Source organism: Janthinobacterium aestuarii (assembly GCF_046113285.1).
In the GTDB taxonomy this organism is placed as follows: Bacteria; Pseudomonadota; Gammaproteobacteria; order Burkholderiales; family Burkholderiaceae_D; genus Janthinobacterium.
Map to the genome: position 1 here is coordinate 2,214,818 of NZ_CP142524.1, position 23,656 is coordinate 2,238,473.

19 protein-coding genes are annotated in these 23,656 nt (G+C 64.8%); 15 read left to right on the forward strand and 4 right to left on the reverse strand.

The features are described from left to right. The first annotated feature begins 266 nt into the window (after nucleotides 1–266). The 7 genes from OX462_RS09995 (at nucleotide 267) to OX462_RS10025 (ending at nucleotide 11,012) form a co-directional block, all read left to right on the forward strand. The gene (locus OX462_RS09995) at nucleotides 267–1,574 is read left to right on the forward strand and encodes an MFS transporter (protein WP_409028306.1); all 1,308 of its coding nucleotides are present in this window, start codon (nucleotides 267–269) and stop codon (nucleotides 1,572–1,574) included. A 10-nt stretch (nucleotides 1,575–1,584) separates the two neighbouring features. Then, a complete protein-coding gene (gene nirB, locus OX462_RS10000) occupies nucleotides 1,585–4,137 on the forward strand; it encodes a nitrite reductase large subunit NirB (RefSeq protein WP_409028307.1) in 2,553 nt (850 codons plus the stop codon). A gap of 3 nt (nucleotides 4,138–4,140) precedes the next feature. Next, nucleotides 4,141–4,503, forward strand: coding sequence for a nitrite reductase small subunit NirD (gene nirD, locus OX462_RS10005; RefSeq protein ID WP_409028308.1), 363 nt, complete (start codon nucleotides 4,141–4,143; stop codon nucleotides 4,501–4,503). Next, a complete protein-coding gene (locus tag OX462_RS10010) occupies nucleotides 4,500–5,726 on the forward strand; it encodes an NAD(P)/FAD-dependent oxidoreductase (RefSeq protein WP_409028309.1) in 1,227 nt (408 codons plus the stop codon). Before nirD ends, OX462_RS10010 begins: the two co-directional genes overlap by 4 nt. Before the next feature lie 22 nt (nucleotides 5,727–5,748). Then, on the forward strand, nucleotides 5,749–8,418 hold the full coding sequence (locus tag OX462_RS10015) for a molybdopterin-dependent oxidoreductase (protein ID WP_409028310.1): 2,670 nt from the start codon (nucleotides 5,749–5,751) through the stop codon (nucleotides 8,416–8,418). A 63-nt stretch (nucleotides 8,419–8,481) separates the two neighbouring features. Then, the gene (gene cysC / locus OX462_RS10020) at nucleotides 8,482–9,012 is read left to right on the forward strand and encodes an adenylyl-sulfate kinase (protein WP_409028311.1); all 531 of its coding nucleotides are present in this window, start codon (nucleotides 8,482–8,484) and stop codon (nucleotides 9,010–9,012) included. Next, on the forward strand, nucleotides 9,009–11,012 hold the full coding sequence (locus OX462_RS10025; RefSeq protein ID WP_139143075.1) for a diguanylate cyclase domain-containing protein: 2,004 nt from the start codon (nucleotides 9,009–9,011) through the stop codon (nucleotides 11,010–11,012). Before cysC ends, OX462_RS10025 begins: the two co-directional genes overlap by 4 nt. Before the next feature lie 3 nt (nucleotides 11,013–11,015). On the opposite strand, the gene OX462_RS10030 is transcribed toward OX462_RS10025, so the two are convergent. The 3 genes from OX462_RS10030 to OX462_RS10040 all read right to left on the reverse strand — a co-directional run bounded on the left by OX462_RS10030 (nucleotide 11,016) and on the right by OX462_RS10040 (nucleotide 13,870). Next, nucleotides 11,016–11,933 carry a pyridoxal-phosphate dependent enzyme gene (locus OX462_RS10030; RefSeq protein WP_409028312.1) on the reverse strand — a complete coding sequence of 306 codons (918 nt, stop codon included), beginning with the start codon at nucleotides 11,931–11,933 and terminating at the stop codon, nucleotides 11,016–11,018. Nucleotides 11,934–12,018: 85 nt separating this feature from the next. After that, nucleotides 12,019–12,519, reverse strand: coding sequence for a MarR family winged helix-turn-helix transcriptional regulator (locus OX462_RS10035; protein ID WP_070222220.1), 501 nt, complete (start codon nucleotides 12,517–12,519; stop codon nucleotides 12,019–12,021). A 472-nt stretch (nucleotides 12,520–12,991) separates the two neighbouring features. Beyond that, nucleotides 12,992–13,870 carry a LysR family transcriptional regulator gene (locus tag OX462_RS10040; RefSeq protein WP_409028313.1) on the reverse strand — a complete coding sequence of 293 codons (879 nt, stop codon included), beginning with the start codon at nucleotides 13,868–13,870 and terminating at the stop codon, nucleotides 12,992–12,994. Between the two features lie 122 nt (nucleotides 13,871–13,992). Between OX462_RS10040 and OX462_RS10045 the strand changes: the two genes are divergently transcribed. Beyond that, a complete protein-coding gene (locus OX462_RS10045) occupies nucleotides 13,993–14,997 on the forward strand; it encodes a zinc-dependent alcohol dehydrogenase family protein (protein WP_409028314.1) in 1,005 nt (334 codons plus the stop codon). A gap of 22 nt (nucleotides 14,998–15,019) precedes the next feature. Here the strand turns inward: OX462_RS10045 and OX462_RS10050 are convergent, their stop codons facing one another. Beyond that, entirely contained in the window at nucleotides 15,020–15,781 is a 762-nt protein-coding gene (locus tag OX462_RS10050) for a DeoR/GlpR family DNA-binding transcription regulator (RefSeq protein WP_175445210.1), read from the reverse strand. A 225-nt stretch (nucleotides 15,782–16,006) separates the two neighbouring features. Between OX462_RS10050 and glpD the strand changes: the two genes are divergently transcribed. From glpD to OX462_RS10085, 7 genes are all read left to right on the forward strand, one after another. Then, a complete protein-coding gene (glpD, locus tag OX462_RS10055; protein ID WP_409028315.1) occupies nucleotides 16,007–17,545 on the forward strand; it encodes a glycerol-3-phosphate dehydrogenase in 1,539 nt (512 codons plus the stop codon). A gap of 74 nt (nucleotides 17,546–17,619) precedes the next feature. After that, complete coding sequence (locus OX462_RS10060) at nucleotides 17,620–18,714, forward strand: ABC transporter ATP-binding protein (RefSeq protein ID WP_121669955.1); 1,095 nt, start codon at nucleotides 17,620–17,622, stop codon at nucleotides 18,712–18,714. Nucleotide 18,715: 1 nt separating this feature from the next. Beyond that, on the forward strand, nucleotides 18,716–19,816 hold the full coding sequence (locus OX462_RS10065; protein ID WP_409028316.1) for an ABC transporter ATP-binding protein: 1,101 nt from the start codon (nucleotides 18,716–18,718) through the stop codon (nucleotides 19,814–19,816). Further along, a complete protein-coding gene (locus OX462_RS10070) occupies nucleotides 19,816–20,700 on the forward strand; it encodes a carbohydrate ABC transporter permease (RefSeq protein ID WP_034754965.1) in 885 nt (294 codons plus the stop codon). Before OX462_RS10065 ends, OX462_RS10070 begins: the two co-directional genes overlap by 1 nt. Beyond that, complete coding sequence (locus OX462_RS10075) at nucleotides 20,697–21,503, forward strand: carbohydrate ABC transporter permease (protein ID WP_070222208.1); 807 nt, start codon at nucleotides 20,697–20,699, stop codon at nucleotides 21,501–21,503. Before OX462_RS10070 ends, OX462_RS10075 begins: the two co-directional genes overlap by 4 nt. 31 nt (nucleotides 21,504–21,534) lie before the next feature. Next, nucleotides 21,535–21,810 (forward strand): DUF2160 domain-containing protein, encoded by a 276-nt coding sequence (locus tag OX462_RS10080; RefSeq protein ID WP_076567124.1) that lies wholly within the window; start codon nucleotides 21,535–21,537, stop codon nucleotides 21,808–21,810. Between the two features lie 71 nt (nucleotides 21,811–21,881). Beyond that, nucleotides 21,882–23,609 carry an ABC transporter substrate-binding protein gene (locus OX462_RS10085; RefSeq protein WP_034779106.1) on the forward strand — a complete coding sequence of 576 codons (1,728 nt, stop codon included), beginning with the start codon at nucleotides 21,882–21,884 and terminating at the stop codon, nucleotides 23,607–23,609. The last annotated feature ends 47 nt before the right edge of the window (nucleotides 23,610–23,656 follow it).

Below are 23,656 nucleotides of genomic sequence, written 5' to 3' on the forward strand. Positions count from 1 at the left end.
CAAGAAGAGGCGTGCCTGCACCGCCAGATGCCATGACCTGGCGCAAAGTCCGTACAAATAGGCACCCTGCCCCTGGGACGGGCCTGGCACGGCGCTTGCTAAACAGAAGGTACGGATCAACGGCGATCCCCTGAATAAACGCACAACGGTCCAACGACGGACCACCTGGACAACGGCGTCCGCTCTGGCTGATTTTTTCATCGGCGGGGGCGGGCGCCGTTTTTGTTTGCATCTTTGTTATTTTCGGGATACTTCGGGAAACCATCATGGCCAGCCAAAAAGCAACGCGCATCGCGCTCTTCTCCCTCGCCACGCCGCCCATGCGGGCATTCCACCTCACGTGGATGGCATTTTTCGTGTGTTTCTTCGCCTGGTTCGCCTGCGCCCCGCTGATGCCTGTCATCAAGGGCGAGTTCGGCCTTTCTTTGGCGCAAGTGGCGAACATCAATATCGCGGCCGTCGCCATCACCATCCTCGTGCGCCTGATCGTCGGGCCCTTGTGCGACCGCTACGGCCCCCGCAAGACGTACACGGGCTTGCTGCTGCTCGGCGCCATTCCCGTGCTGGGCGTGGCCGCGTCGCAAAGCTATGAAAGCTTTCTGTTCTTCCGCCTGGGCATCGGCGCCGTCGGCGCCAGCTTTGTCATCACGCAATATCACACCTCCGTGATGTTCGCCCCGCGTGTTGTCGGCACGGCAAACGCGGCCGCCGCCGGCTGGGGCAATGCGGGCGGCGGCGCGGCGCAGGCGCTGATGCCGCTGCTGCTCGGCGCCGTGCTGATGCTGGGCGTGTCCGAATCGCTGGGCTGGCGCGTGGCCCTGCTGGTGCCGGGCGTGCTGATGCTGGTGATGGCCGTGCTGTACTGGCGTTATACGCAGGATTGCCCTGAAGGTAATTATTCGGACTTGCGCGCCGCCGGCACCGCCATCGAAGGCGGTAAAGGTGGTGGTAAAAGCGGTGGCTGGGACAGCTTCAAGGCCGCCAGCAGCAATTATCGCGTCTGGCTGCTGTTCGTCACCTACGGCGCCTGCTTCGGCATAGAAATCTTCATCCACAACATCGCCGCCGTCTACTACGTCGACCATTTCGGCCTGTCCTTGAAATCGGCGGGCCTGGCCGCCGGCAGCTTCGGCCTGCTGGCGCTGTTTGCCCGCGCTTTGGGCGGCTGGCTGTCCGACAAACTGGCCCTGCGCGGCAACCTGAACAGCCGCGTGACCCTGCTGTTCATGCTGATGATAGGCGAAGGCGTGGGCTTGCTGTGGTTTGCCAAGGTCGACAGCGTCACCTGGGCCGTCATCGCCATGCTGGTCTTCGGCCTGTTCACCCACATGGCGTGCGGCGCCACCTACGCGCTGGTGCCCTTCATCGACAGCAAGGCTCTCGGCGGCGTGGCCGGCATCATCGGCGCGGGCGGCAACGTGGGCGCCGTGGCGGCCGGTTTCCTGATGAAAGGCACGGGCGACATCCGCCAGACCCTGATCATCCTCTGCGCGCTGGTGGTGATTTCGGCCCTGTGCGCCATCGCCGCCCGTTTCACGGGCTTGGCGGCCGAACCGAACATGGCCGCGGCCTGAGGAGAGCGCAATGAACCACCCCTTGAACATCGTCGTCCTTGGCCATGGCATGGTCGGGCATAAATTCCTCGAACGGCTGGCCCTGGACAACGCGCCGCACCTGTCCGTGACGGTCTTGTGCGAAGAGCCGCGCCCCGCCTACGACCGGGTGCACCTGTCCGAATTTTTCAGCGGCAAGTCGGCTGAGGATCTGTCGCTGGTGGCGCCCGGCTTCTTCGACAAGGGCAACGTCGTGTTGAAGCTCAATGCGCGCGCCGTGTCCATCGACCGCGCGGCGAAAACCGTCACTGCCAGCACGGGCGAGGTCTTGAGCTACGACAAACTCGTATTCGCCACCGGCTCGACGCCGTTCGTGCCGCCGCTGCCGGGCAAGGAGCGCGATGGCTGCTTCGTCTACCGCACCATCGAAGACCTGGAAGCCATGCTGGCCTGGGGTGCCAAGTCGAAAACGGGCGTGGTTATCGGCGGCGGCTTGCTGGGCCTCGAATGCGCGAAAGCCTTGCGCGACCTGAAGCTCGACACCCACGTGGTGGAATTCGCGCCGCGCCTGATGGCCGTGCAGGTGGACGAGGGCGGCGCGCGTGTCTTGCGCCGCAAGATCGAGGAGCTGGGCGTGACCGTGCACACGCAAAAGAACACGCTGGCCATCGTCGACGGCGAATCAGCCACGCACCGCATGCAGTTCGCCGACGGCAGCCACCTGGAAGCGGACATGATCGTCTTCTCGGCCGGCATCCGCCCGCGCGATGAGCTGGCGCGCGCCTGCGGCCTGGACGTGGGGCCGCGCGGCGGCATCGCCATCGACGACAGCTGCGTCACCTCCGACCCGGACATCTACGCTATCGGCGAATGCGCGCTGTGGGGTGGCCTGGTCTTTGGCCTGGTGGCGCCCGGCTACGAGATGGCGCGCATCGCTGCCCGCCACCTGCTGCAGGAGGAGGGCGAAGCGTCGTTCAATGGCGCCGACATGAGCACCAAGCTCAAACTGATGGGCGTGGACGTGGCCAGCCTGGGCGACCCGCACGGCAATGCGCCGGGCAGCCGCTCCTACCAGTTCATGGACGAGCGCAAGCAGATCTACAAGAAGATCGTCGTTTCCGACTGCGGCAAGTACCTGCTGGGCGGTGTGATGGTGGGCGACGCCAGCGAGTACGGCACGCTCTTGCAGATGATGCTCAACAAGATCGAGCTGCCCGAGTTCCCTGAATTCCTCATCCTGCCGCAGGCGGACGGCCAGCAAAAGACGGGACTCGGTGTGGACGCCTTGCCCGAGTCGGCGCAAATCTGCTCGTGCAACGACGTGTCGAAAGGCGCGCTGTGCGCGGCCGTCGCCGATGGCGCCACCACCATCGGTGCCCTCAAAAGTGCTACGTGCGCCGGCACGGCCTGCGGCGGCTGCGTGCCGCTGGTGACGCAGATCATGAAGGCGGAAATGCAGAAGCAGGGTCTGGCCGTGAACAACCACGTGTGCGAACACTTTGCGTACTCGCGCCAGGAATTGCACCATCTGGTGCGCGTGGGAAAAATCCGCAGCTTCGGCGCGCTGCTGTCCGCGCATGGAAAGGGTCTCGGCTGCGACGTGTGCAAGCCTGTGGCGGCGAATATCCTGGCGTCTTGCTGGAACGATTTCGTGCTGTCGCCCGTGCACGCCAGCCTGCAGGACAGTAACGATTATTTTCTCGGTAATATCCAGAAGGATGGCACGTATTCCGTCGTGCCGCGCATGCCGGGCGGCGAAGTGACGGCCGACGGCTTGATCGCCGTGGGAATGGTGGCGAAAAAATACGGTCTCTATACGAAGATCACGGGCGGACAGCGGGTCGACCTGTTCGGCGCGCGCGTGGACCAGTTGCCGGCCATCTGGGAAGAGCTGATCGCGGCCGGCTTCGAGTCGGGCCACGCCTACGGCAAGTCGCTGCGCACGGTGAAATCGTGCGTCGGCTCCACCTGGTGCCGCTATGGCGTGGCCGACAGCGTGGGCTTCGCGATTCAACTGGAAAACCGCTACAAGGGCTTGCGCACGCCGCACAAGATCAAGTTCGGCGTCTCCGGCTGCACGCGCGAATGCGCCGAGGCGCAAGGCAAGGACATCGGCCTGATCGCCACGGAAAAGGGCTGGAATTTGTACGTGTGCGGCAACGGCGGCATGAAGCCGCGCCACGCGGAACTGCTGGCATCCGATCTCGATGAAGCGACCCTGGTGCGCTATGTCGACCGCTTTTTGATGTTTTACGTGCGCACGGCCGACCGCCTGCAGCGCACCAGCGTGTGGCGCGACAACCTGGAAGGAGGCCTCGACTACCTGAAAGCCGTCGTCGTGGCCGACCGTCTGGGCATCGCCCACGAGCTGGAAGCGGACATGCAGCACGTGGTCGACACCTATGCCTGCGAGTGGAAGGAAGCCGTCTCGAATCCCGCCGTGCGCCAGCGTTTCCGCCATTTCGTCAACAGCGGGAAGAACGATGAAAACGTGGTGTTCGTCGAAGAGCGGGGCCAGATCCGGCCCGCCACGCCCCTTGAACGCCGCAACACCGTGATCCCCATCCTTGCCGTGGAGGCGTGAGCCATGAATGCGATGAATGAATTGAACAGCGCCAGCGCCGACAACTGGGTGGCCATCTGCCCCTTGACGGACATCGTGCCCGACACGGGCGTGTGCGCGCTGCTGGGCGGCCGGCACGTGGCCGTGTTCCGCGTCGGCGATGCCGCGCCGCGCGTGTACGCCATCGACAATGTCGACCCGAACGCGGGCGCTTCCGTGCTGTCGCGCGGCCTGGTGGGCAGCATCGGCGAGCGCGTCGTGGTGGCGTCGCCGATTTACAAGCAGCACTTCGACCTGGCCAGCGGCGAGTGCATCGAAGCGCCTGAACACTCGGTGGCCGCCTGGCCGGCGCGCGTGTTCGGCGGCATGGTGTGGGTGGCCATATGAACACCGCCGCACGGCCGTCTTTAGTCGTGGTCGGCAACGGCATGGCCGGCATGCGCACGGTCGAGGAATTGCTGAAACTCGCGCCGGACCTGTACGACATCACCGTCTTCGGCGCCGAACCGCACGGCAATTACAACCGCATCCTGCTGTCTCCCGTGCTGGCCGGCGAAAAGACGGTGGACGACATCATGCTGCACACGCGCGACTGGTATGCCCAAAACGGCATCACCCTGCACGCGGGCGACCCCGTGGTGCACATCGACCGCCAGGCGCGCACCGTGCAGGCGCTGTCGGGCATCGAGGTGCGCTATGACCGCCTGCTGCTGGCCACCGGTTCCACGCCCTTCATCGTGCCCGTGCCGGGCCACGAGCTGCCCGGCGTGATCGGTTTTCGCGACATCGACGATGTCGACACCATGCTGCGGGCGGCGCGCCAGCACCGCCACGCGGTCGTCATCGGCGGCGGCTTGCTGGGACTGGAAGCGGCCAACGGCCTGCAGCGCCAGGGCATGGATGTGACCGTGGTGCACATGAGCGGCGCGCTGATGAACCAGCAGCTCGACGCGCCCGCATCGATGCTGCTGAAATCGGCGCTGGAAGCGCGCGGCCTGCGGTTTTTGATGCAGGCGCAAACCTCCGCCATCATGGGCAGGACCCGCGTGGAAGGCGTGCAGTTTGCGGACGGCAGCAGCATTCCCGCCGACCTGGTGGTGATGACGGCCGGCGTGCGCCCCAACATCGCGCTGGCGCAAGCGGCCGGCCTGCACTGCGAACGGGCCATCGTCGTCGACGACTGCCTGCAAAGCTACGACCCGCGCGTGTACGCCGTGGGCGAATGCGTGCAGCACCGGCGCGCCACCTTCGGTCTGGTCGCGCCCATCTGGGAACAGGCGCGCGTGTGCGGCGCGCATCTGGCCGGCGCCGGGCACCGCCGCTACGTGCAGCAAGCCAGCGCCACCAAATTGAAAGTGACAGGCATCGACCTGTATTCGGCCGGCGACATCATCGGCGGCGAGGGCAGCGAAGACCTGGTGCTGCGCGATCCGAGGCGTGGCGTCTACAAACGGCTCGTGGTGCAGGGCAGCCGCCTGGCCGGCGCCGTGCTGTATGGCGACGTGCAGGACGGTCCGTGGTATTTCGACCTGATCCAGCAGCGCCGCGACATCAGCAAGCTGCGCGCCCATTTATTGTTTGGCCAGGCGCTGTGCGCCCAGGCCGCCTGACAGCGACCAACAGGATACGCCCATGACCAGCTGCACGCCCGTGAAAACCACTTGCCCGTACTGCGGCGTCGGCTGCGGCGTGGAAGCGACACGCCTGCCAGACGGCGCCATCCGCATCGCCGGCGATACAACGCACCCGGCCAACCTGGGCCGCCTGTGCGTGAAAGGTTCGGCCCTGGGCGACACCCTGGACCTCGGCCAGCGCCTGCTCTACCCGCAGGTACGCACCGACGGCGTGCTGCGGCGCGCTTCCTGGGATGCCGCGCTGGACCAGGTGGCCGGCGGCCTGCGCGCCATCATCGATGAGCACGGCCCCGACGCCGTCGCCCTGTATGTCTCGGGCCAGCTGCTGACGGAAGACTATTACATCGCCAACAAATTCATGAAGGGCTATGTGGGCAGCGCGAACATCGACACCAATTCGCGCCTGTGCATGTCCTCGGCCGTCGCCGGCCACAAGCGCGCGTTCGGCGAAGACATCGTGCCCGGCTGCTATGAAGACCTGGAGCTGGCCGACATGGTCGTGCTGGTGGGCTCGAACACGGCCTGGTGCCACCCGATTTTGTTCCAGCGCATCGCCCGCATCCGCGAAACCCGGCCGGAGATGAAACTGGTGGTGATCGATCCGCGCCGCACGGCCACCTGCGAACTGGCCGACCTGCATTTGCCCGTGAAACCGGGCACCGACGTGTGGCTGTTCAACGGCTTGCTGTGCTATCTGGCGAAGGAGGGCGTGATCGCCGGCGAGTTCGTCACGCGGCACAGCCGCGGCCTCGACGCAGCGCTGGCGGCCGCGCATGTGGACTGCGGCGACCCGCTGCAGGTGGCGAAAGTGTGCAAGGTCGACCCGCAAGCCCTGCTGGCGTTTTACCAGGCGTTTGCGGCCACGCGCAAGGTCGTCACGGCCTTTTCGCAGGGCGTGAACCAGTCGTCCTCCGGCACGGACAAGGTCAACAGCATCATCAACTGCCACCTGGCGACGGGGCGCATCGGCCAGCCCGGCATGGGGCCGTTTTCGCTCACGGGCCAGCCGAACGCCATGGGCGGGCGCGAAGTGGGCGGGCTGGCCAACATGCTGGCGGCGCACCTTGAACTGGACAATCCGCTGCACCGCGACACCGTGCAAACCTTCTGGGACTCTCCGCGCATCGCCGCCAAACCGGGCTTGAAGGCGGTGGACCTGTTCCACGCGATCGAGGCGGGCAAGGTCAAAGCCGTGTGGATCATCGCCACCAATCCCCTGGTCAGCATGCCGGACGCCGACCAGGTGCGCCGCGCGCTGGCCAGGTGCGAGCTGGTGGTGGTGTCGGACATCAGCGCGCAGTCGGACACGAACGTCCATGCCGACGTGCTGCTGCCGGCCCTGGGCTGGGGCGAGAAGGACGGCACGGTGACCAATTCCGAGCGCCGCATCTCGCGCCAGCGCGCGTTCTTGCCGGCGCCGGGCGAGGCGCGTGCCGACTGGGACGTGCTGTGCGACGTGGCGCGCCGCATGGGTTATGACGGCTTCGATTTCGCGGCGCCGCAAGCCATTTTTGCCGAACACGCACGGCTGTCGACCTTCCGCAACGGGGCGGAAACGGCGCGGCTGTTCAATCTGGCGGGCCTGGACAAGCTGGATGCGGCGCAGTACGACGCCCTGGCGCCACAGCAGTGGCCGCAGGGCCGGGCGCGCCTGTTCGGCGACGGCCGCTTCGCCCATGCGGACGGGCGCGCGCGCTTCGTGCCGACGGCGCCGCGCGCGCCGCACAACATGCCCGGCGAGGACTATCCGCTGATCCTGAACACGGGCCGGGTGCGCGACCAGTGGCATACGATGACGCGCACGGGCAAGGCGGCCAAACTGTCGGGCCATGTCGCCGAAGCGTTCATCGATATCCACCCGCAGGATGCGCTGCTGTACGGCGTGCGCGAAGGCGAACTGGCGCGCATCACCAGCGCCTGGGGCGCGATGGTGGCGCGCGTCGTGCATGGCGGCGGCATCGCGCGCGGCCAGGTCTTCGTGCCCATCCACTGGAGCGACGCGAATGCGTCCGACGCGCGCGTGGGTGCCGTCGTCAATCCGGTCGTCGATCCCGTCTCGGGCGAACCGGAATTCAAGCACACGCCCGTGCGCATCGAACAATTCCGCGTGCACTGGCATGCGTTTGTCCTGAGCCGCACGCCCTTGGCCCTGGACGGCGTGGCGCACTGGACGCGCATCCAGGGCGAGCAGTTCCTGCGCTACGAACTGGCGGGCCGCCAGCGCATCGAGGATCTCGGCGCCTGGGCGCGCGCGCTGCTCGGCGTCACGGACGACAACGCCGACTGGCTCGATTACGCGGATGCCAGCGCCGGCGTGTACCGCGCCGTGCACCTGGACGAGGGACGCATCGCGCAATGCGTGTATGTCTCGCCCCGTCCCGACCTGCCGTCGCGCAGCTGGCTGGCCGGCCTGTTTGCGCATGCGCAAATGGATGCGCTTGATCGCGCCGGCGTGCTGCTGGGCCAGCCCATCGGCAAGGGCGTGGACGCCGGTCCCATCGTGTGCTCGTGCTTTGGCGTGGGGCGCAACACCATTTGCGCGGCCATCGCCGGGCAAAAACTGGAGACGACGGCTCAGGTGACGGCCTGCGTCAAGGCGGGCGGCAATTGCGGCTCCTGCGTGCCGGAGATACGACAGTTGCTGCTTGAAGCGCGCAGCGCGGCCTGATCATCTGTCCTTTCCCGCGCGGCTTTGCTATATTGCCAGCTCTACAAGGGGAAAGGCAATGTGATGACGGCAGGACAATACGACACGGTCTGGCTGACGGGCTTGAGCGGCGCCGGCAAGTCCAGCATCGCCGACGCGCTGGCGCGCCAGCTCAAGGCGCAGGGGTGCGCCGTGGCAGTACTCGATGGCGACCAGCTGCGCCATGGCTTGAATCGCGACCTGGGTTTTACGCCCCAAGACCGGCATGAAAACATCCGCCGCACGGCCGAAGTGGCGCGCCTGATGAACGGGGCGGGCTTGACCGTCATCGCCGCCTTCATTTCTCCCTACCGCGCAGACCGGGCCATGGCCGCCGCCATCATCGGCGCGCCGCATTTCATTGAAGTCCACGTCAGCACGCCGCTGGCCGTGTGCGAGGCGCGCGACCCGAAGGGCCTGTATGAAAAGGCGCGGGCAGGGCAGCTGGCGCAATTCACGGGCGTTTCCGCACCCTATGAAGCGCCGCTGGCCGCCGCGCTGACCCTGGACACGGGCACCCTGGCGCTGGACGAGTCGGTCGAGCGCATTTGCCGCTACCTGCGGCAGCGGCCGTGACGACCTGGCGCAAACGATTGCGCCGGCGCCTGCCCGCCAGCCTGAAGGCGCGCATGAGCGTGGTCGTCTTCCTGCTCGTGCTCGCTGCCGTGGCTTCGCTGGCGCTGGCCACCCTGTCCGTGGCCGAGCGCGGCATGCGCGACGTGACGGGGCGCCAGCAGTACGTATCGCTGTCCAGCGCCGCCGTCTTCATCGATGAGGAACTCGACGCGAAGCGCAACGTGCTGCGCGCCATTGCCGACAGCCTGCCTGCCGGCGGCGCGCACGACGGCGCCAGCCTGCAGCGTTTCCTGGCTGCGCAAACGGTGCTGCGCAAGGAATTTTATTCGGCCGGCGTGGTCGGTATCGACGGGGCCGTGCTGGCCAGCGTGAGTCCCTTCAAGCCGCAGGCGGGGCTGAATGTGAAGGGCCGTCCTTACTTTGAACAGACGCTGGCGACCCGGCGCTCGGTGATTTCCGCACCCCTCAACGGCAGCATTTCCGGCATGCCCATCGTCGTGGTCACGCAACCCGTGTTCGACGCGCGGGGCGCCGTGCGTTATGTGCTGGCGGCCAGCGTCAACCTGCGCCAGCCCGATTTCCTGGGCCGCCTGGGCGCGCTCAAGCCGGGCACGGGCGGCTACCTGTACATCATGACCGGCGAAGGCATCATCGTCGAGCATCCCGACAAGTCGCGCATCATGCAGCATATCGAGGCGCATGGTCCCATCAGCATGTCCGCGCGGCGCGCCTTGCAGGGTTTCGAGGGCTGGCTGACGGGCACCACCACGCAAGGTGTCGATGCCCTGTTTGCCTACCACCGCATCGCGTCGACGGGCTGGATACTGGCATCCGTGTATCCCATGCGCGACGCGTTCGCGCCGCTGCACGCCATCCGCAGCAAGATATTGCTGGCCGCCGTGCTGCTGGCGGCGCTGGCGGGGCTGGCCGGCTGGCGCGTGGTGCTGCGCCTGCTGCTGCCTTTGGCGCGGCTGCGCCACCATGTACATGAAATCCGCCGCCAGCGCCTGGGCATCGAGGCGCTGCAAATCGAGCGGCGCGACGAGATCGGCGACTTGAGCCGCGATTTCTACTCGCTGATGGCCGAGCGCGAAATTGCCGTGGCGCAGACGCGCGACAGCGAGCGGCGTTTGAAACTGCTGACGGACCACGTACCCGTGGTGATCGTCTACATCGACCGCGAGCACCGCTACCAGTTCATCAACGCGACGTTTGAAAAATGGTTCGGCAGATCGCAGCAGGAAAGCATGATGCAGTCGATCCGCGAGGTGCTGGGCGAGGAAGCCTACCAGTTGCGCGAACAATACCTGCGGCGCGCCTTCTCGGGCGAGGAGGTTGAATATGAGTTCACCATCGGCGGCGACGGAGACGCCGGCCAGCGCGCCTTCCAGACCAGCTACGTGCCCGACGTGGGCGAGAGCGGCGCGGTGGAAGGCGTGTATGGCCTGATCCACGAAATCACCAAGACCAGGGCCGTGCATACGGCGCTGCAGTTCGCCGCCGCCACGGATATCCTGACGGGCATCGCCAACCGGCGCCGTTTCGACGAACAGCTGGAATTGAGCATGCAGCGCACGCGGGCCGCGCGCGCGCCGATGGCGCTGGCCTATCTCGATATCGACCGTTTCAAGGCCATCAACGACAGCCTGGGACACAAGGCGGGCGACGAGGTGCTCAAGGAGTTCGCCGCGCGCCTGGTGCGCAGCGTGCGCGCCAGCGACCTGGTGGCGCGCCTGGCCGGCGATGAATTCGTGATCATTCTCGAAGGGGTGAACGGCGCGGCCGAAGTGCGCCAGGTCGGCGCCAAGATCGTCGAGGCCATCCGTCAGCCGTTTGCGCTGGCCGGCGGTCCGCTGCCGGTGACGACCAGCGTCGGCATGGCCATTTTCCGCGAAGGCGCGCTGACGCCGGCGCAGTTGCTGGATCTGGCCGACCAGGCCCTGTACGCCGCCAAGGGGCAGGGCCGCGACGGCGTGGCGCTGCGCGAGGCGGCGCCGTAGCCACTACAGGGTGGCGCTCCAGTGATCGAGCTGCTGCGTGGTGGCCGTCACGCCGCCGCACACGATGACGAGCACATTGCGGTAGGGCGCCAGTTCCGGCGCCTTGCCGTAGACGGCCGCCAGCGCCGCGCCGCAGGCCGGTTCCACCACCAGGCGCTGGTCGGCGACAAAGCGCTGGCAGGCGTCGACGGCGGCGCGGTCCGACACCACCACGCTGTGCAGCAGACGGGTCTGGCTGATGGCGTATGCCTGCGCGCACACCTGGCGCGCGGCCAGCGACGTGGCGATGCTGCTCACGGCCGGCAGGGCCACGTGTTCGCGCGCGGACACGGCCGCCGCCAGCGAAGCGGCGCCTTGCGTTTCGACGGCCACGATGGCCACGTCATCCCAGCCGTTGCGCTGCAAGCCTTCGGCCACGCCGGCCAGCAGGCCGCCGCCGCCCACCGACAGCACCACCGCGTCCGGTTTCAGGCCCGCGCGCGCTACTTCATCGATCATGCCGGCATGGCCCTGCCACAGCAGCGGGTCGTCGAACGGGTGCAAAAAAGCGTCTTGCGGCGTGAGCATCGATTGGGCCAGCGCGTTCGCTTCCTGCCAGGCGGCGCCGTGCACGATGACTTCGGCGCCTTCCTGGGCGATCAGGGCCTTGGCCCGTTCGCTCGTCGTTTCCGGCACGACGACGATGACGGGAATGCCGAGCTGGCGTCCCGCATAGGCGACGGCGATGCCGGCATTGCCGCCGGAAGAGGAAATGAAGCGGCTGGCGCCGCGCCGCGCGTATTCTTCGCAGGCGAGGCCGATGCCGCGGATCTTGAAGGAGCCGGGCGGCTGCAAGGCTTCGAGTTTGAGCCAGATGGCGCGTTCGCTGAGCAGGCTCAGGGCGCGCGAGTTGAGCAAGGGAGTTTCGATGTGCAGGGCCATGCGTGTTCCTGGTAAACAGTCAGGCCAGCATCATAGCCGAAGCGCCCGCGCCACCGTGTCATCCTTGCCGGCAGTGCGCTGGCTGTCAGTTCAGCGGGACGCTTTTGAGGTGGTGCGTGCGCGCCACTTCCTTCATCGCTTCGAGCAGATCGTCGCGCAGCTGGCGCGGCAGCTTGCCGAAGAATTCCTCGTCGTTCTGGTCGGCCATTTCGGCCAGCACCGGCACCAGCGCCTCGCCTTCCGTGGTCAGTTCGATCGAGTGCTGGCGGCGGTCGGCCAGCAGGATGGATTTGCTGACCATGCCCTTGCTTTCCAGGCGGTCGATCAGTTTCGACACGGCGCCCTTGCTCATGCCGGACACCTGCGCCAGCACCGTGGGCGAGGTGCAGCCCAGGCGGAACATTTCGCGCAGCACCACCCATTCGGACACCGTCACGCCATTGGCTTCGGCTTTCTTCTGGAAGCTGTGGGACACATGGTTGGAAACGAAACGCAGCCAGTAACCGAGATGGGCTTCCAGTTCGCTGACGGGAACGCTGTTGGGATGGGCGGCTTGCGTGGCGGCCGATTCAAAATTATGACTCATTTCTCTTCCTTCACTGGGCGGCGTTGCCGGCATGGTTAAGGCCTTCACGCTTGCTGTCGAGTGGTTTGTTTGGGAACAATCGTCGTGCTTGAGGTATTTCTAACACTGTTTTCACAGGAAATCATTCAGCGGCAAAAAGTTTTTCCTTTTTCTCTTGCTCTAAATATATAAAAAGCAATATCAAGCAAATAATCGTATTGCTAGAGAGGAAGATTAAAAAAATAACTCATGTTGTATCAATGGTAACATGAATTTTGCCGAATTGATAAATATTTCAAGCGCGATCACTGTCGCATGGCACAGGTGTGTTGCCGGCGCTACTTAGAGCCTATCCCAGTAGATGAATACATCTCTTGCAAGCGCCCCTCAGAAGCGGGGAGTCGTCGCGTGGTTCGCCACGCGTCCTCCTCGCGCCTTGTCCGCGCTCCTGATGTGCTGCTTGCAAAAAGACGCTCCCTACTGGGATAGGCTCTTAGCTGAACCGTTCCACGAGAAAATCGACGAAGCTGCGCAGCTTGGGCGAGCGATAGCGGTCCGGCAGGTAGACTACGTTCAAGGGGCGGCTGGGCAGCGCATGCGCGGGAAACAGCTGGACCAGGCGGCCCGCCCGCACGTCCGTTTCCAGCAGGAAGGCCGGTTGCAGCACGATGCCCATGCCATGCAGTGCGGCAACGCGCAGCGCCTGGCCGTGGTTGACTTGCAGGCGGCCCGAGATGGGCACGCTGCAGACGCCGTCCTCGCCTGTCAGGCGCCAATGCGCCAGGGCGGCGGGCGAGAAGGACAGGCATTCGTGCCGGCTCAGCTCGGCCGGGTGGCGCGGCGTTCCCCTGCGCGCCAGATAGTCGGGAGCGGCGCAGATCATCAGCCGGTAGGGCGCCAGCGGTCTGGCGATCAGCAAGGAATCGGGCAACTGGCCGATGCGGATGGCGGCCTCGAAACCTTCCTCCACCAGGTCGGCCACGCGGTCGCTCAGCGACACATCGATGCTCACGTCGGGATAGCGCTCCAGGTATGCGGCCATGGCGGGCATCAGCGCTTCCGCGCCGAAGGTGAGGGGCGCCGTGATGCGCAGCTTGCCGGCGGGCGCCAGTTGCAGGTTTTGCGCCTGGACATCGGTTTCGGCCACCAGCCTGAGGATTTCCTTGCAGCGCGCATAGTAATCCTCACCGAAGGCCGTCAGGTGCTGGCGCCGGGTGGTGCGCTGGAGCAACTGCATGCCCAGGCGCTTTTCCAGCGTCCGCAGGTGGTTGCCGGCCATCGTCGCGGAGATCCCGCAGGCGGCCGCGGCGGCGCTCAAGCTGCCTTTTTCCACGGCCAGTACATACACCTTCATGCTGTCGAGCAAATCCATTGGCAATCCCTGCTGTCAAATCATTGAATCAAACCATAGTTTATCTATTAATGATTTTAAATGACACTGCTGTTTGTCCCGCCAGCGCGCGGCCACCCTGACCCATTGCCCGAGAACAGACCATGCAAGCCATCCAACTGACCGCTCCTTCCCTCACCGCGTTTCGCCAGACCGAGCTGCCCGAGCCGCAGGCCGGCCGGGGCGAGGTGCTGCTGCGCCTGCGCGCCGCCACGCTGAACTTTCTCGACGTGGCCATTGCGACCGGCAACTTTGCCGGCGCGGCCTTTCCGCTGATTCCCGTCGCCGACGGCGCGGGCGAAGTGGCGGCGCTGGGCGAGGGCGTCAGCGGGCTGGCCGTCGGCGACCGCGTCATCCCGCACTTCATGCCGCGCTGGCAGGGCGGCGCCATCACGCCGCACAACGTGGGCGCGATGCGCGGCGTCACCTTGCCGGGTTCGCTGGCCGAATACGTGGCCGTCCCCGCCGCCAGCCTGGTCGCCTTGCCGGCCCACCTCGATTTTATCCAGGGTGCGGCCCTGCCGATTGCAGCCACGACGGCGTGGAATGCCGTGCGTTCGGCGCAAGTGCGCCCCGGATCGGTGGTGTTGCTGTTGGGAACGGGCGGCGTCAGCCTGTTTGCCTTGCAGTTCGCCAAGGCGTCGGGCGCCACGGTGATCCTCGCGTCTTCCAGCGATGACAAGCTGGAGCGGGCGCGCCAGCTGGGCGCCGATCACCTGATCAACTACCGGGCCACGCCGGCCTGGGATGCGGAAGTGCTGAAACTGACCGGCGGGCGGGGCGCCGATCTGGTGGTCGAGACGGTGGGCGGCGCCACCATCGTGCGCTCGCTCAACGCGGCAGCGGTGGGCGGCACGGTCTTCACGGTGGGTTTTGTCGGCGGCACGGCGGCCAGCATCGATTTGCTTCCCGTCATCGTCAAGGCCTTGCGCATCGTCGGCAACAACACCGGTTCCGTGGCGGACCTGGCGCAGGCGGCCCAGGCCATCGCCGCGCATGGCATCGTGCCCGTCATCGACCGCGTGTTCGGCCTCGGCGACACGGCCGAAGCGTATGCGCAGCTGGCTGCCGGCGGCCGCCATTTCGGCAAGCTTGCCATCGCGCACTGAGCCGGCCGCAACACTGTCGCCGTCAGGCGGCGACGTGCACTTTCACGTTCGCGTCGCGCAGCACCTCGGCAAAGCGGGGCGGCGGCGGCGCGTCCGTAAACAGGATGTCCACTTGCGCCAGGTCGGCCAGGCGCACCAGCGCCTTGCGGCCGAATTTATGCTGGTCGGCCACCAGCCACACTTCGCGCGACTGCTCGATGATCGCTTGCGCCACCTTCACTTCGCGCGCGTCGAAGTCGCGCAGGCTGCCATCTTCGTCGATGCTGGAAATGCCGATGATGCCGATGTCGACCTTGAACTGGCGGATGAAGTCGATGGTGGCTTCACCGACGATGCCGCGGTCGCGCCCGCGCACCACGCCGCCGGCCACGATGACTTCGCAGGCGGCGTTGTCGGCCAGGATGGCGGCCACGTTGAGGTTGTTCGTCACCACGTGCAAGCCCGTATGGCGGCTCAGCGCGCGCGCCACTTCCTCGGTGGTCGTGCCGATATTGATCAAGAGCGAACAGCCGTGCGGCACCTGCGCGGCGACGGCGGCGGCGATGCGCCGCTTGGCGTCGCTGTTGAACACTTGCCGCTGGCTGTAATCGATGTTTTCCACGGACGAGGGCAAGCCGACTCCGCCGTGGTAGCGGGCCAGCAGGCGCGCTTCTTCCATCTGCTTGACGTCGCGGCGCACGGTCTGTGGCGTCACGTCCAGCTGCTGGGCCAGCTCCTCGACGGACATGGTGACCTTCTGGCGCACCACTTCGAGCAAGCGGCGCTGGCGGGGATTCAAAATCATGGGCTTGTCTCTTTAAAAAACACAAACGAACAAAAACGAACAAATAGTGATAAAAATATGTTGCTATCGATTCGCAATCTGGCGTATCTTATCCATATTGCATTCGAATTACAGCTGTATTGATCTTAACGACAGTCGCCGGCGATGCCTAGTCTTTCCTCGCCGGCCTTTCCCGACAGACACGGAGTCCCGATGGCGGCAGCACAGCAAGGTGTGGAGACAACGATGGCATGCGACGTGCTGGTGGTGGGCGGCGGCATCAATGGCGCCGGCATCGCGCGCGACGCGGCCGGGCGGGGCTTGTCCGTGGTGCTGTGCGAAAAGGACGACCTCGCTGCCCACACCTCGTCCGCTTCCACCAAGCTGATACACGGCGGCCTGCGCTACCTCGAATACTATGAATTCGGCCTCGTGCGCAAGGCGCTGATCGAGCGCGAAGTGCTGCTGCGCTCGGCGCCGCACATCATGTGGCCCTTGCGCTTCGTCATGCCGCACGCCCAGGGCCAGCGCCCCGCCTGGCTGATACGCGCCGGCCTGTTTCTGTACGACATGCTGGCCAAGCGGGAAATCCTACCTGGCTCGCAGGGCATCGACCTGACGCGCCACGCGGCCGGCAAACCGTTAAAACCCGAATTCAAGCGCGGCTTCGTGTATTCCGACGGCTGGGTCGACGATGCGCGCCTGGTGGTCTTGAACGCCATCGACGCGGCGGACAAGGGGGCGACCATCCTCACGCAGACGCGCTGCACGGCCCTGCGGCGCGACGGCGCGGGTGCGGACGCCTCCTGGCTGGCGACCCTGCTGCAAGGCGACGGACGTGAGCTGTCCGTGCGTGCGCGCAGCGTCGTCAATGCGGCCGGGCCGTGGACGGCCGAATTCCTGCAGCAGGCGGCGCCGGGCGGACAGGGCCGGCATTTGCGCCTGATCAAGGGCAGCCACATCGTCGTCAAGCGATTGTTCGAGCACGATCACGCGTATATCTTCCAGCATCCGGACGGGCGCATCGTGTTTGCCATTCCGTATGAGCACGATTTCACCCTGATCGGCACCACCGATCTCGACTACCACGGCGACAGCGGCAAGGTGGAAATCGACGACGAGGAAATTCGTTACTTGTGCGAGCTTTCCAGTTACTATTTCAGCAAGCCCATTGTGCCGGCCGACGTGGTGTGGACGTATGCGGGCGTGCGCCCGCTGGTGGAAGACGCGGCGGCCGACGCCAAGGCCGTCACGCGCGATTACCGCTTCGAGCTGGACCGGGAAGGGGCGCCGCTGCTCAGTATTTTCGGCGGCAAGATCACCACGTTCCGCAAGCTGGCGGAGGAAGCGCTCGATGTGCTCGCGCCGTTGTTGGCGCCGGTGCCGGGCAATGCGCGGCCGGCCTGGACGGCCAACGCCTGCCTGCCCGGCGGCGATGTGTTCGGCAGCACGCCGCAGAACCGGTCCGTGCGCGAGTTCGGCCAGTTCGTGCAGGGCTTGCAGCGCGACTATGCGTGGCTGCCGGCGGCGCTGGTGGCGCGCTATGCACGCGCCTACGGCACGCGCATCCACGTGCTGCTCGCCGGGCGGACGGATGTGGCGGCCATGGGCGAGGAAATCGCCGCCGGCCTGTACGCGGCGGAAGTGGACTATTTGCGGCGCCACGAATGGGCCGTCAGCGCGGCCGACATGCTGTGGCGGCGCTCCAAGCTGGGCCTGCACCTGCCGCGCGAAACGGCGGACACGCTCGACGCCTGGCTGTTGCAGCACCCGTTGTCGTTGTAGGCAGCACACGTTGGCGACCGCACCCCGCAGAGGGCGCGGCGAAGAATAAGAAACCATCACTGGAGGAGAAGCGCGTGCAACTGGTACTGGACAAGATCAGCAGGAAGCAGGGGGCTGACGATTTTTTATATCCGATGTCGCTGGCATTGGTGCCGGGCGCCATCAACGTCTTGCTGGGCACCACGCGTGCCGGCAAGACGACCCTGATGCGCGTGATGGCGGGGCTGGACAAGCCCAGCGGGGGCACGGTGACGGCCGACGGCGTCGACGTGACGGGCGTGCCCGTCAGCAAACGTAACCTGGCCATGGTGTACCAGCAATTCATCAACTATCCGGCCTTTACCGTCTACGACAATATCGCTTCGCCCTTGCGTTTGCGCAAGGTGCCCGAAGAGCAGATCCGCGCGAAAGTGCTGGCGCTGGCCGAGCGCCTGCACATCACGCCCTACCTGCAGCGCACGCCCGGAGAATTGTCGGGCGGGCAGCAGCAACGCACGGCGCTGGGACGCGCGCTGATCAAGGACGCATCGTTGCTGCTGCTCGACGAGCCCCTGGTCAACCTCGATTACAAACTGCGCGAGGAATTGCGCCGCGAATTGACGGAACTGTTTTCCAGCGGCAGCACGACGGTCGTGTACGCGACCACGGAACCGCTGGAAGCGCTGCAACTGGGCGGCCACGTGGCCGTGCTGCACGAGGGACGGCTGCTGCAGCAGGGACCGACCCTGGACGTCTTCAACGCCCCCAATTCCATCGATGTGGCGCGCACCTTCAGCGACCCGCCGATCAACCTGATTCCCGCCCGCGTGAGCGCCGATGGCGTGGCGCAGGCAGCCGACGGCCTGGCCATCCACCTGAGCGGCGCACAGCGCGCCCGCCTCGGCGAGCGGCGCGACGTGATCCTCGGCGTGCGCGCGCACAGTCTGCATTTATCGCCCCAGTCCGAAGGCGACGTGGCCATCGCAGCTACGGTGGACCTGGCGGAAATCAGCGGCTCGGAAACCTATGTGCATGCGCGCCGCGGCGAGCTGGCGCTGGTGGCCCAGCTCGGCGGCGTGCACAATCTGGAGATCGGCAGCGCCTGCACCGTGTATTGCCAGCCGCATGCCTTGCTGATCTTCGCCGACGATGGCGGGCTATTGTTCGCTCCTGTGCAAGGAGGGGTGTGACATGGCGCGCATCGAACTGGTGGACCTGGCTCACGCCTACAAACCGAACCCGACGGCACCCGCCGACTATGCGCTGCGGCCCATGAGCATGGAATGGCATGACGGCGGCGCCTATGCCTTGCTGGGGCCGTCCGGCTGCGGCAAGACGACCTTGCTCAATATTATCTCCGGTCTCGTGAAACCGTCGCATGGCAAGGTGCTGTTCGACGGCAAGGATGTGACGCAGCTGCCGACGGAAGCACGCAATATCGCGCAAGTGTTCCAGTTTCCCGTCATCTACGACACCATGACCGTGCACGACAACCTGGCGTTTCCGCTGCGTAATCGCGGCTGGAAAGAGAGCGAGGTGAAAAAGCGCGTGCAGCAGGTGGCGCAGATGCTGGAGCTGACGGGCGACTTGAAACTGCGCGCCAGCGGCTTGTCCGTGGACGCCAAGCAAAAAATTTCGCTGGGACGGGGGCTCGTGCGTCCCGACGTGGCGGCCGTGCTGTTCGACGAACCGCTGACGGTGATCGATCCGCATTTGAAATGGCTGTTGCGCAGAAAGTTGAAGGAAATCCACCACGAACTGAAATTGTCGTTGATCTACGTCACGCACGACCAGGTGGAAGCCTTGACCTTTGCCGACCAGGTGGTCGTCATGACGCAGGGCGAAGTGGTGCAGACGGGCAGCGCGCAGGCGCTGTTCGAGGAACCCGAGCACACCTTTGTCGGCTATTTCATCGGCAACCCGGGCATGAACTTGCTCGATTGCACCCTGGACGATGGCGGCGTGCGCGTGGCGGGGCAGGCGCTGGCCGTGTCCGCTTCCGCCCGCGCGGCCCTGGCTGGCGCGCAAGGGAAAATCACGCTGGGCGTGCGGCCGGAATTCGTCGCATGCCTGAAGGCGGGCGAGGGCGGTGCGGGCAGCGATCATTGCCTGGACGCCACGGTGACGGCCGTGCGCAATATGGGCACGCATTACCTGGCGGAATTCCAGCTGGGCGGCACGACGGTGGCGGCCAAGCTGCGCGCCATCAATGCGGTGGTGGGCGATGCCGTGCGGCTGCATTTTCCGCCGCAACGCACCTTGTTCTATGTCAACGATAAGCGGGTGGCCTGATGATACATAACGGTAAAACCGATAATAACCGCCGCGCCTGGCTGCTGATCCTGCCCGTGCTGCTGTGCGTGGCCTTTTCCGCCATCCTGCCCCTGATGACGGTGGTCAATTATTCCGTGCAGGATATTCTGAGCCCCACGCAAAAGGTCTTCGTGGGCACCGAGTGGTTCCGCATGGTCATGCTCGACGGCGACTTGCACAGCGCCTTGCTGCGCCAGCTGCTGTTTTCCGGCTCCGTGCTGGCCATCCAGATTCCGCTCGGCATCTTGATTGCCCTGTGCATGCCGGCCGATGGCTGGAAGGCATCGCTGGCGCTGGTGCTGATCGCGCTGCCCTTGCTCATTCCCTGGAACGTGGTGGGCACCATCTGGCAAATCTTCGGCCGCGGCGACATCGGCCTGATGGGCTATACCCTGAATCAGCTGGGATTCGACTACAACTACAACGGCAATTCGCTCGACGCCTGGCTGACCGTGATGGTGATGGATATCTGGCACTGGACGCCGCTGGTGGTGCTGCTGTGCTATGCGGGTTTGCGCGCCATTCCTGACGCGTATTACCAGGCGGCACGCATCGACGGCGCCTCGCGCCTGGCCGTGTTCCGCTACATCCAGCTGCCGAAACTGCGCAATGTGCTGATGATCGCCGTCTTGCTGCGCTTCATGGACAGTTTCATGATCTACACGGAACCGTTCGTGCTGACGGGCGGCGGACCGGGCAATGCCACCACGTTCCTGTCGCAATACCTGACGCAAAAGGCCGTGGGCCAGTTCGACCTGGGGCCGGCCTCGGCCTTCTCACTGATCTATTTCCTCATCATCCTGCTGTTCTGCTTTGTGCTGTACACGTGGATGCAGAGAGTCGGCACGGGAGACCAGAAATGATGCACAAGAAAATGAGCAGCACCATCCTGATCGTCTTTTTGCTGGGCTCGCTGTTGCCCATCTACTGGATGCTCAATATGTCGCTCAAGACCAACGAGGAAATCGTGGGCGTGCTGAGCCTGTGGCCGCAGCAATGGACGTTCGCCAACTACCACACGATTTTTACCGACCGTTCCTGGTACAGCGGCTACATCAATTCCATGATTTACGTGGCCTTGAATATGGTCATGTCCGTCACCGTCGCCTTGCCGGCAGCCTACGCTTTTTCCCGCTATAACTTTGTCGGCGACAAGCATTTGTTCTTCTGGCTCTTGACCAACCGCATGACGCCGCCCGCCGTCTTCCTCGTGCCCTTCTTCCAGCTGTACTCGACGGTGGGCCTGATGGATACGCATCTGGCCGTGGCGCTGGCGCACATGGTGTTCAACGTGCCGCTGGCCGTGTGGATTTTGGAAGGTTTCATGTCCGGCGTGCCGAAGGAAATCGACGAAACGGCGTATATCGACGGCTACAGCTTTCCCCGTTTCTTCATCCGCATCTTCTTGCCGATGATCAAGTCGGGCGTGGGCGTGACGGCGTTCTTCTGCTTCATGTTCAGCTGGGTGGAACTGCTGTTGGCGCGCACCTTGACCTCCGTCAATGCCAAGCCCATTGCCGCCACCATGACTCGCACGGTGTCGGCGGCCGGCATGGACTGGGGCGTGCTGGCGGCGGCCGGCGTGCTGACCATCGTGCCCGGCGCGCTGGTGATCTGGTTCGTGCGGCATTACATTGCCAAGGGTTTCGCGATGGGGAGGGTGTGATATGGAAAATAATACCGATAGCACAGCCAGCCTGTTCGGCTGGATGGCGTGGACGCCGGAAGTGGCCATCTTCTTCATCTGCATCGGCTTGATGCTGGCTGGCATGACGGTGTGGCAAATCCGCTCGCCCAGCATAGCACGCAAGGGCTTTTTGCCCATGCCGACGACGCGCGGCGACCGCCTGTTCATCGGCTTGCTCACGGCGGCCTACGTGAATCTGGCCTGGGCGGGGTTCACGGAAATGCAGCAGGCGATAGGCGCCGCCATCAGTTTTGTCATTTTATTAGTGGTAATGCGTTGGGGATGACCGGCTTGCCGGTGTTGATGGAGGCCGGACCGTCAGCAGGCGGCCGGCAATAAAATAAAAGGAGATTCACGATGAAATTGAAGTTCACGGTCTTCGCGGCTGCGGCCATGCTCGTGTCGAACGCGGCCCTGGCCGACGCCAAGCAGGCGCAAACCTGGATCGACAAGGAATTCCAGCCATCCAGCCTGAGCAAGCAGCAACAGCTTGCTGAAATGAAATGGTTCATCGATGCGGCGGCCAAGCTCAAAGCCAAGGGCATCAAGGAAATTTCCGTGGTCTCGGAAACCATCGACACCCACGTCTACGAATCGAAGACCCTGGCCAAGGCCTTCGAGGAAATCACGGGCATCAAGGTGCGCCACGACATCATCCAGGAAGGCGACGTGGTGGAAAAGCTGCAGACGTCGATGCAGTCGGGCAAGAGCATCTATGACGGCTGGATTTCCGATTCCGACCTGATCGGCACGCATTACCGCTATGGCGCCGTGGAACCGCTGTCCGACTACATGGCCGCCAAGGGCAAGGAATTCACGAATCCGGGCCTGGACCTGAAAGATTTCATCGGCATCAGCTTTACCACGGCGCCGGACGGCAAGGTGTACCAGTTGCCCGACCAGCAATTCGCCAACCTGTACTGGTTCCGCGCCGACTGGTTCGCGCGCAAGGATTTGCAGGCCAAGTTCAAGGCCAAGTATGGCTACGAACTGGGCGTGCCGCAGAACTGGTCCGCCTATGAAGACATCGCCGATTTCTTCACGAATGACGTGAAGGAACTGGACGGCAAGAAAGTCTATGGCCACATGGATTACGGCAAGAAAGATCCGTCCCTGGGCTGGCGCTTCACCGATGCGTGGCTGTCGATGGCTGGCGCGGCCGACAAGGGCATTCCGAACGGCATGCCGGTCGACGAGTGGGGCATCAAGGTGGCGGCCGACAAGTGCACGCCCGTGGGCGCGTCGATGTCGCGCGGCGGCGCCACCAATTCGCCGGCGGCCGTGTTTGCGCTGACGAAATATATCGACTGGATGAAGAAATACGCGCCGCCGCAGGCGAACGGCATGAATTTCTCGGAATCGGGCCCCGTGCCGGCCCAGGGCGAAATCGCCCAGCAAATCTTCTGGTACACGGCATTTACGGCCGGCATGACGAAACCGGGCTTGCCAGTGGTCAACAAGGACGGCACACCGAAATGGCGCATGGCGCCGTCGCCGCACGGCCCGTACTGGAAAGAGGGCATGCAGAACGGCTATCAGGACGTGGGTTCCTGGTTCCTGTTCAAGTCCACGCCCGATGACCGCAAGGCCGCCGCCTGGCTGTACGCGCAATTCGTTACGTCGAAAACCGTGTCGCTGAAGAAATCCATCGTCGGCCTGACCTTCATCCGCGATTCCGACATCCGCCACGATTATTTTACGAAGCACGCGAACGAGTACGGCGGCTTGATCGAGTTCTACCGCAGCCCCGCCCGCGTGGCGTGGACGCCGACCGGCAACAACGTGCCCGACTATCCGAAGCTGGCCCAGCTGTGGTGGAAGAACGTGGCCACGGCCATCACGGCGGAAAAAACGCCGCAGGCCGCCATGGATAACCTGGCCGAGGAAATGGACCAGGTCATGGCGCGCCTGCAGCGGGCCGGCATGAAGGCGTGCGCGCCCAAGCTCAATCCCAAGGTCGATCCGAACCAGTATCTGTCGGACCAGCACGCGCCATGGAAAAAGCTGGCGAATGAAAAGCCGAAGGGTGAAACAATTGCCTACGATAAATTATTGCAGGCCTGGAAAGAAGGCAAGGTAAGGTAGTCGTGTAAACTTCTGCCGCCGCTTTCCCGGGGCACGGGCGCTTGTCC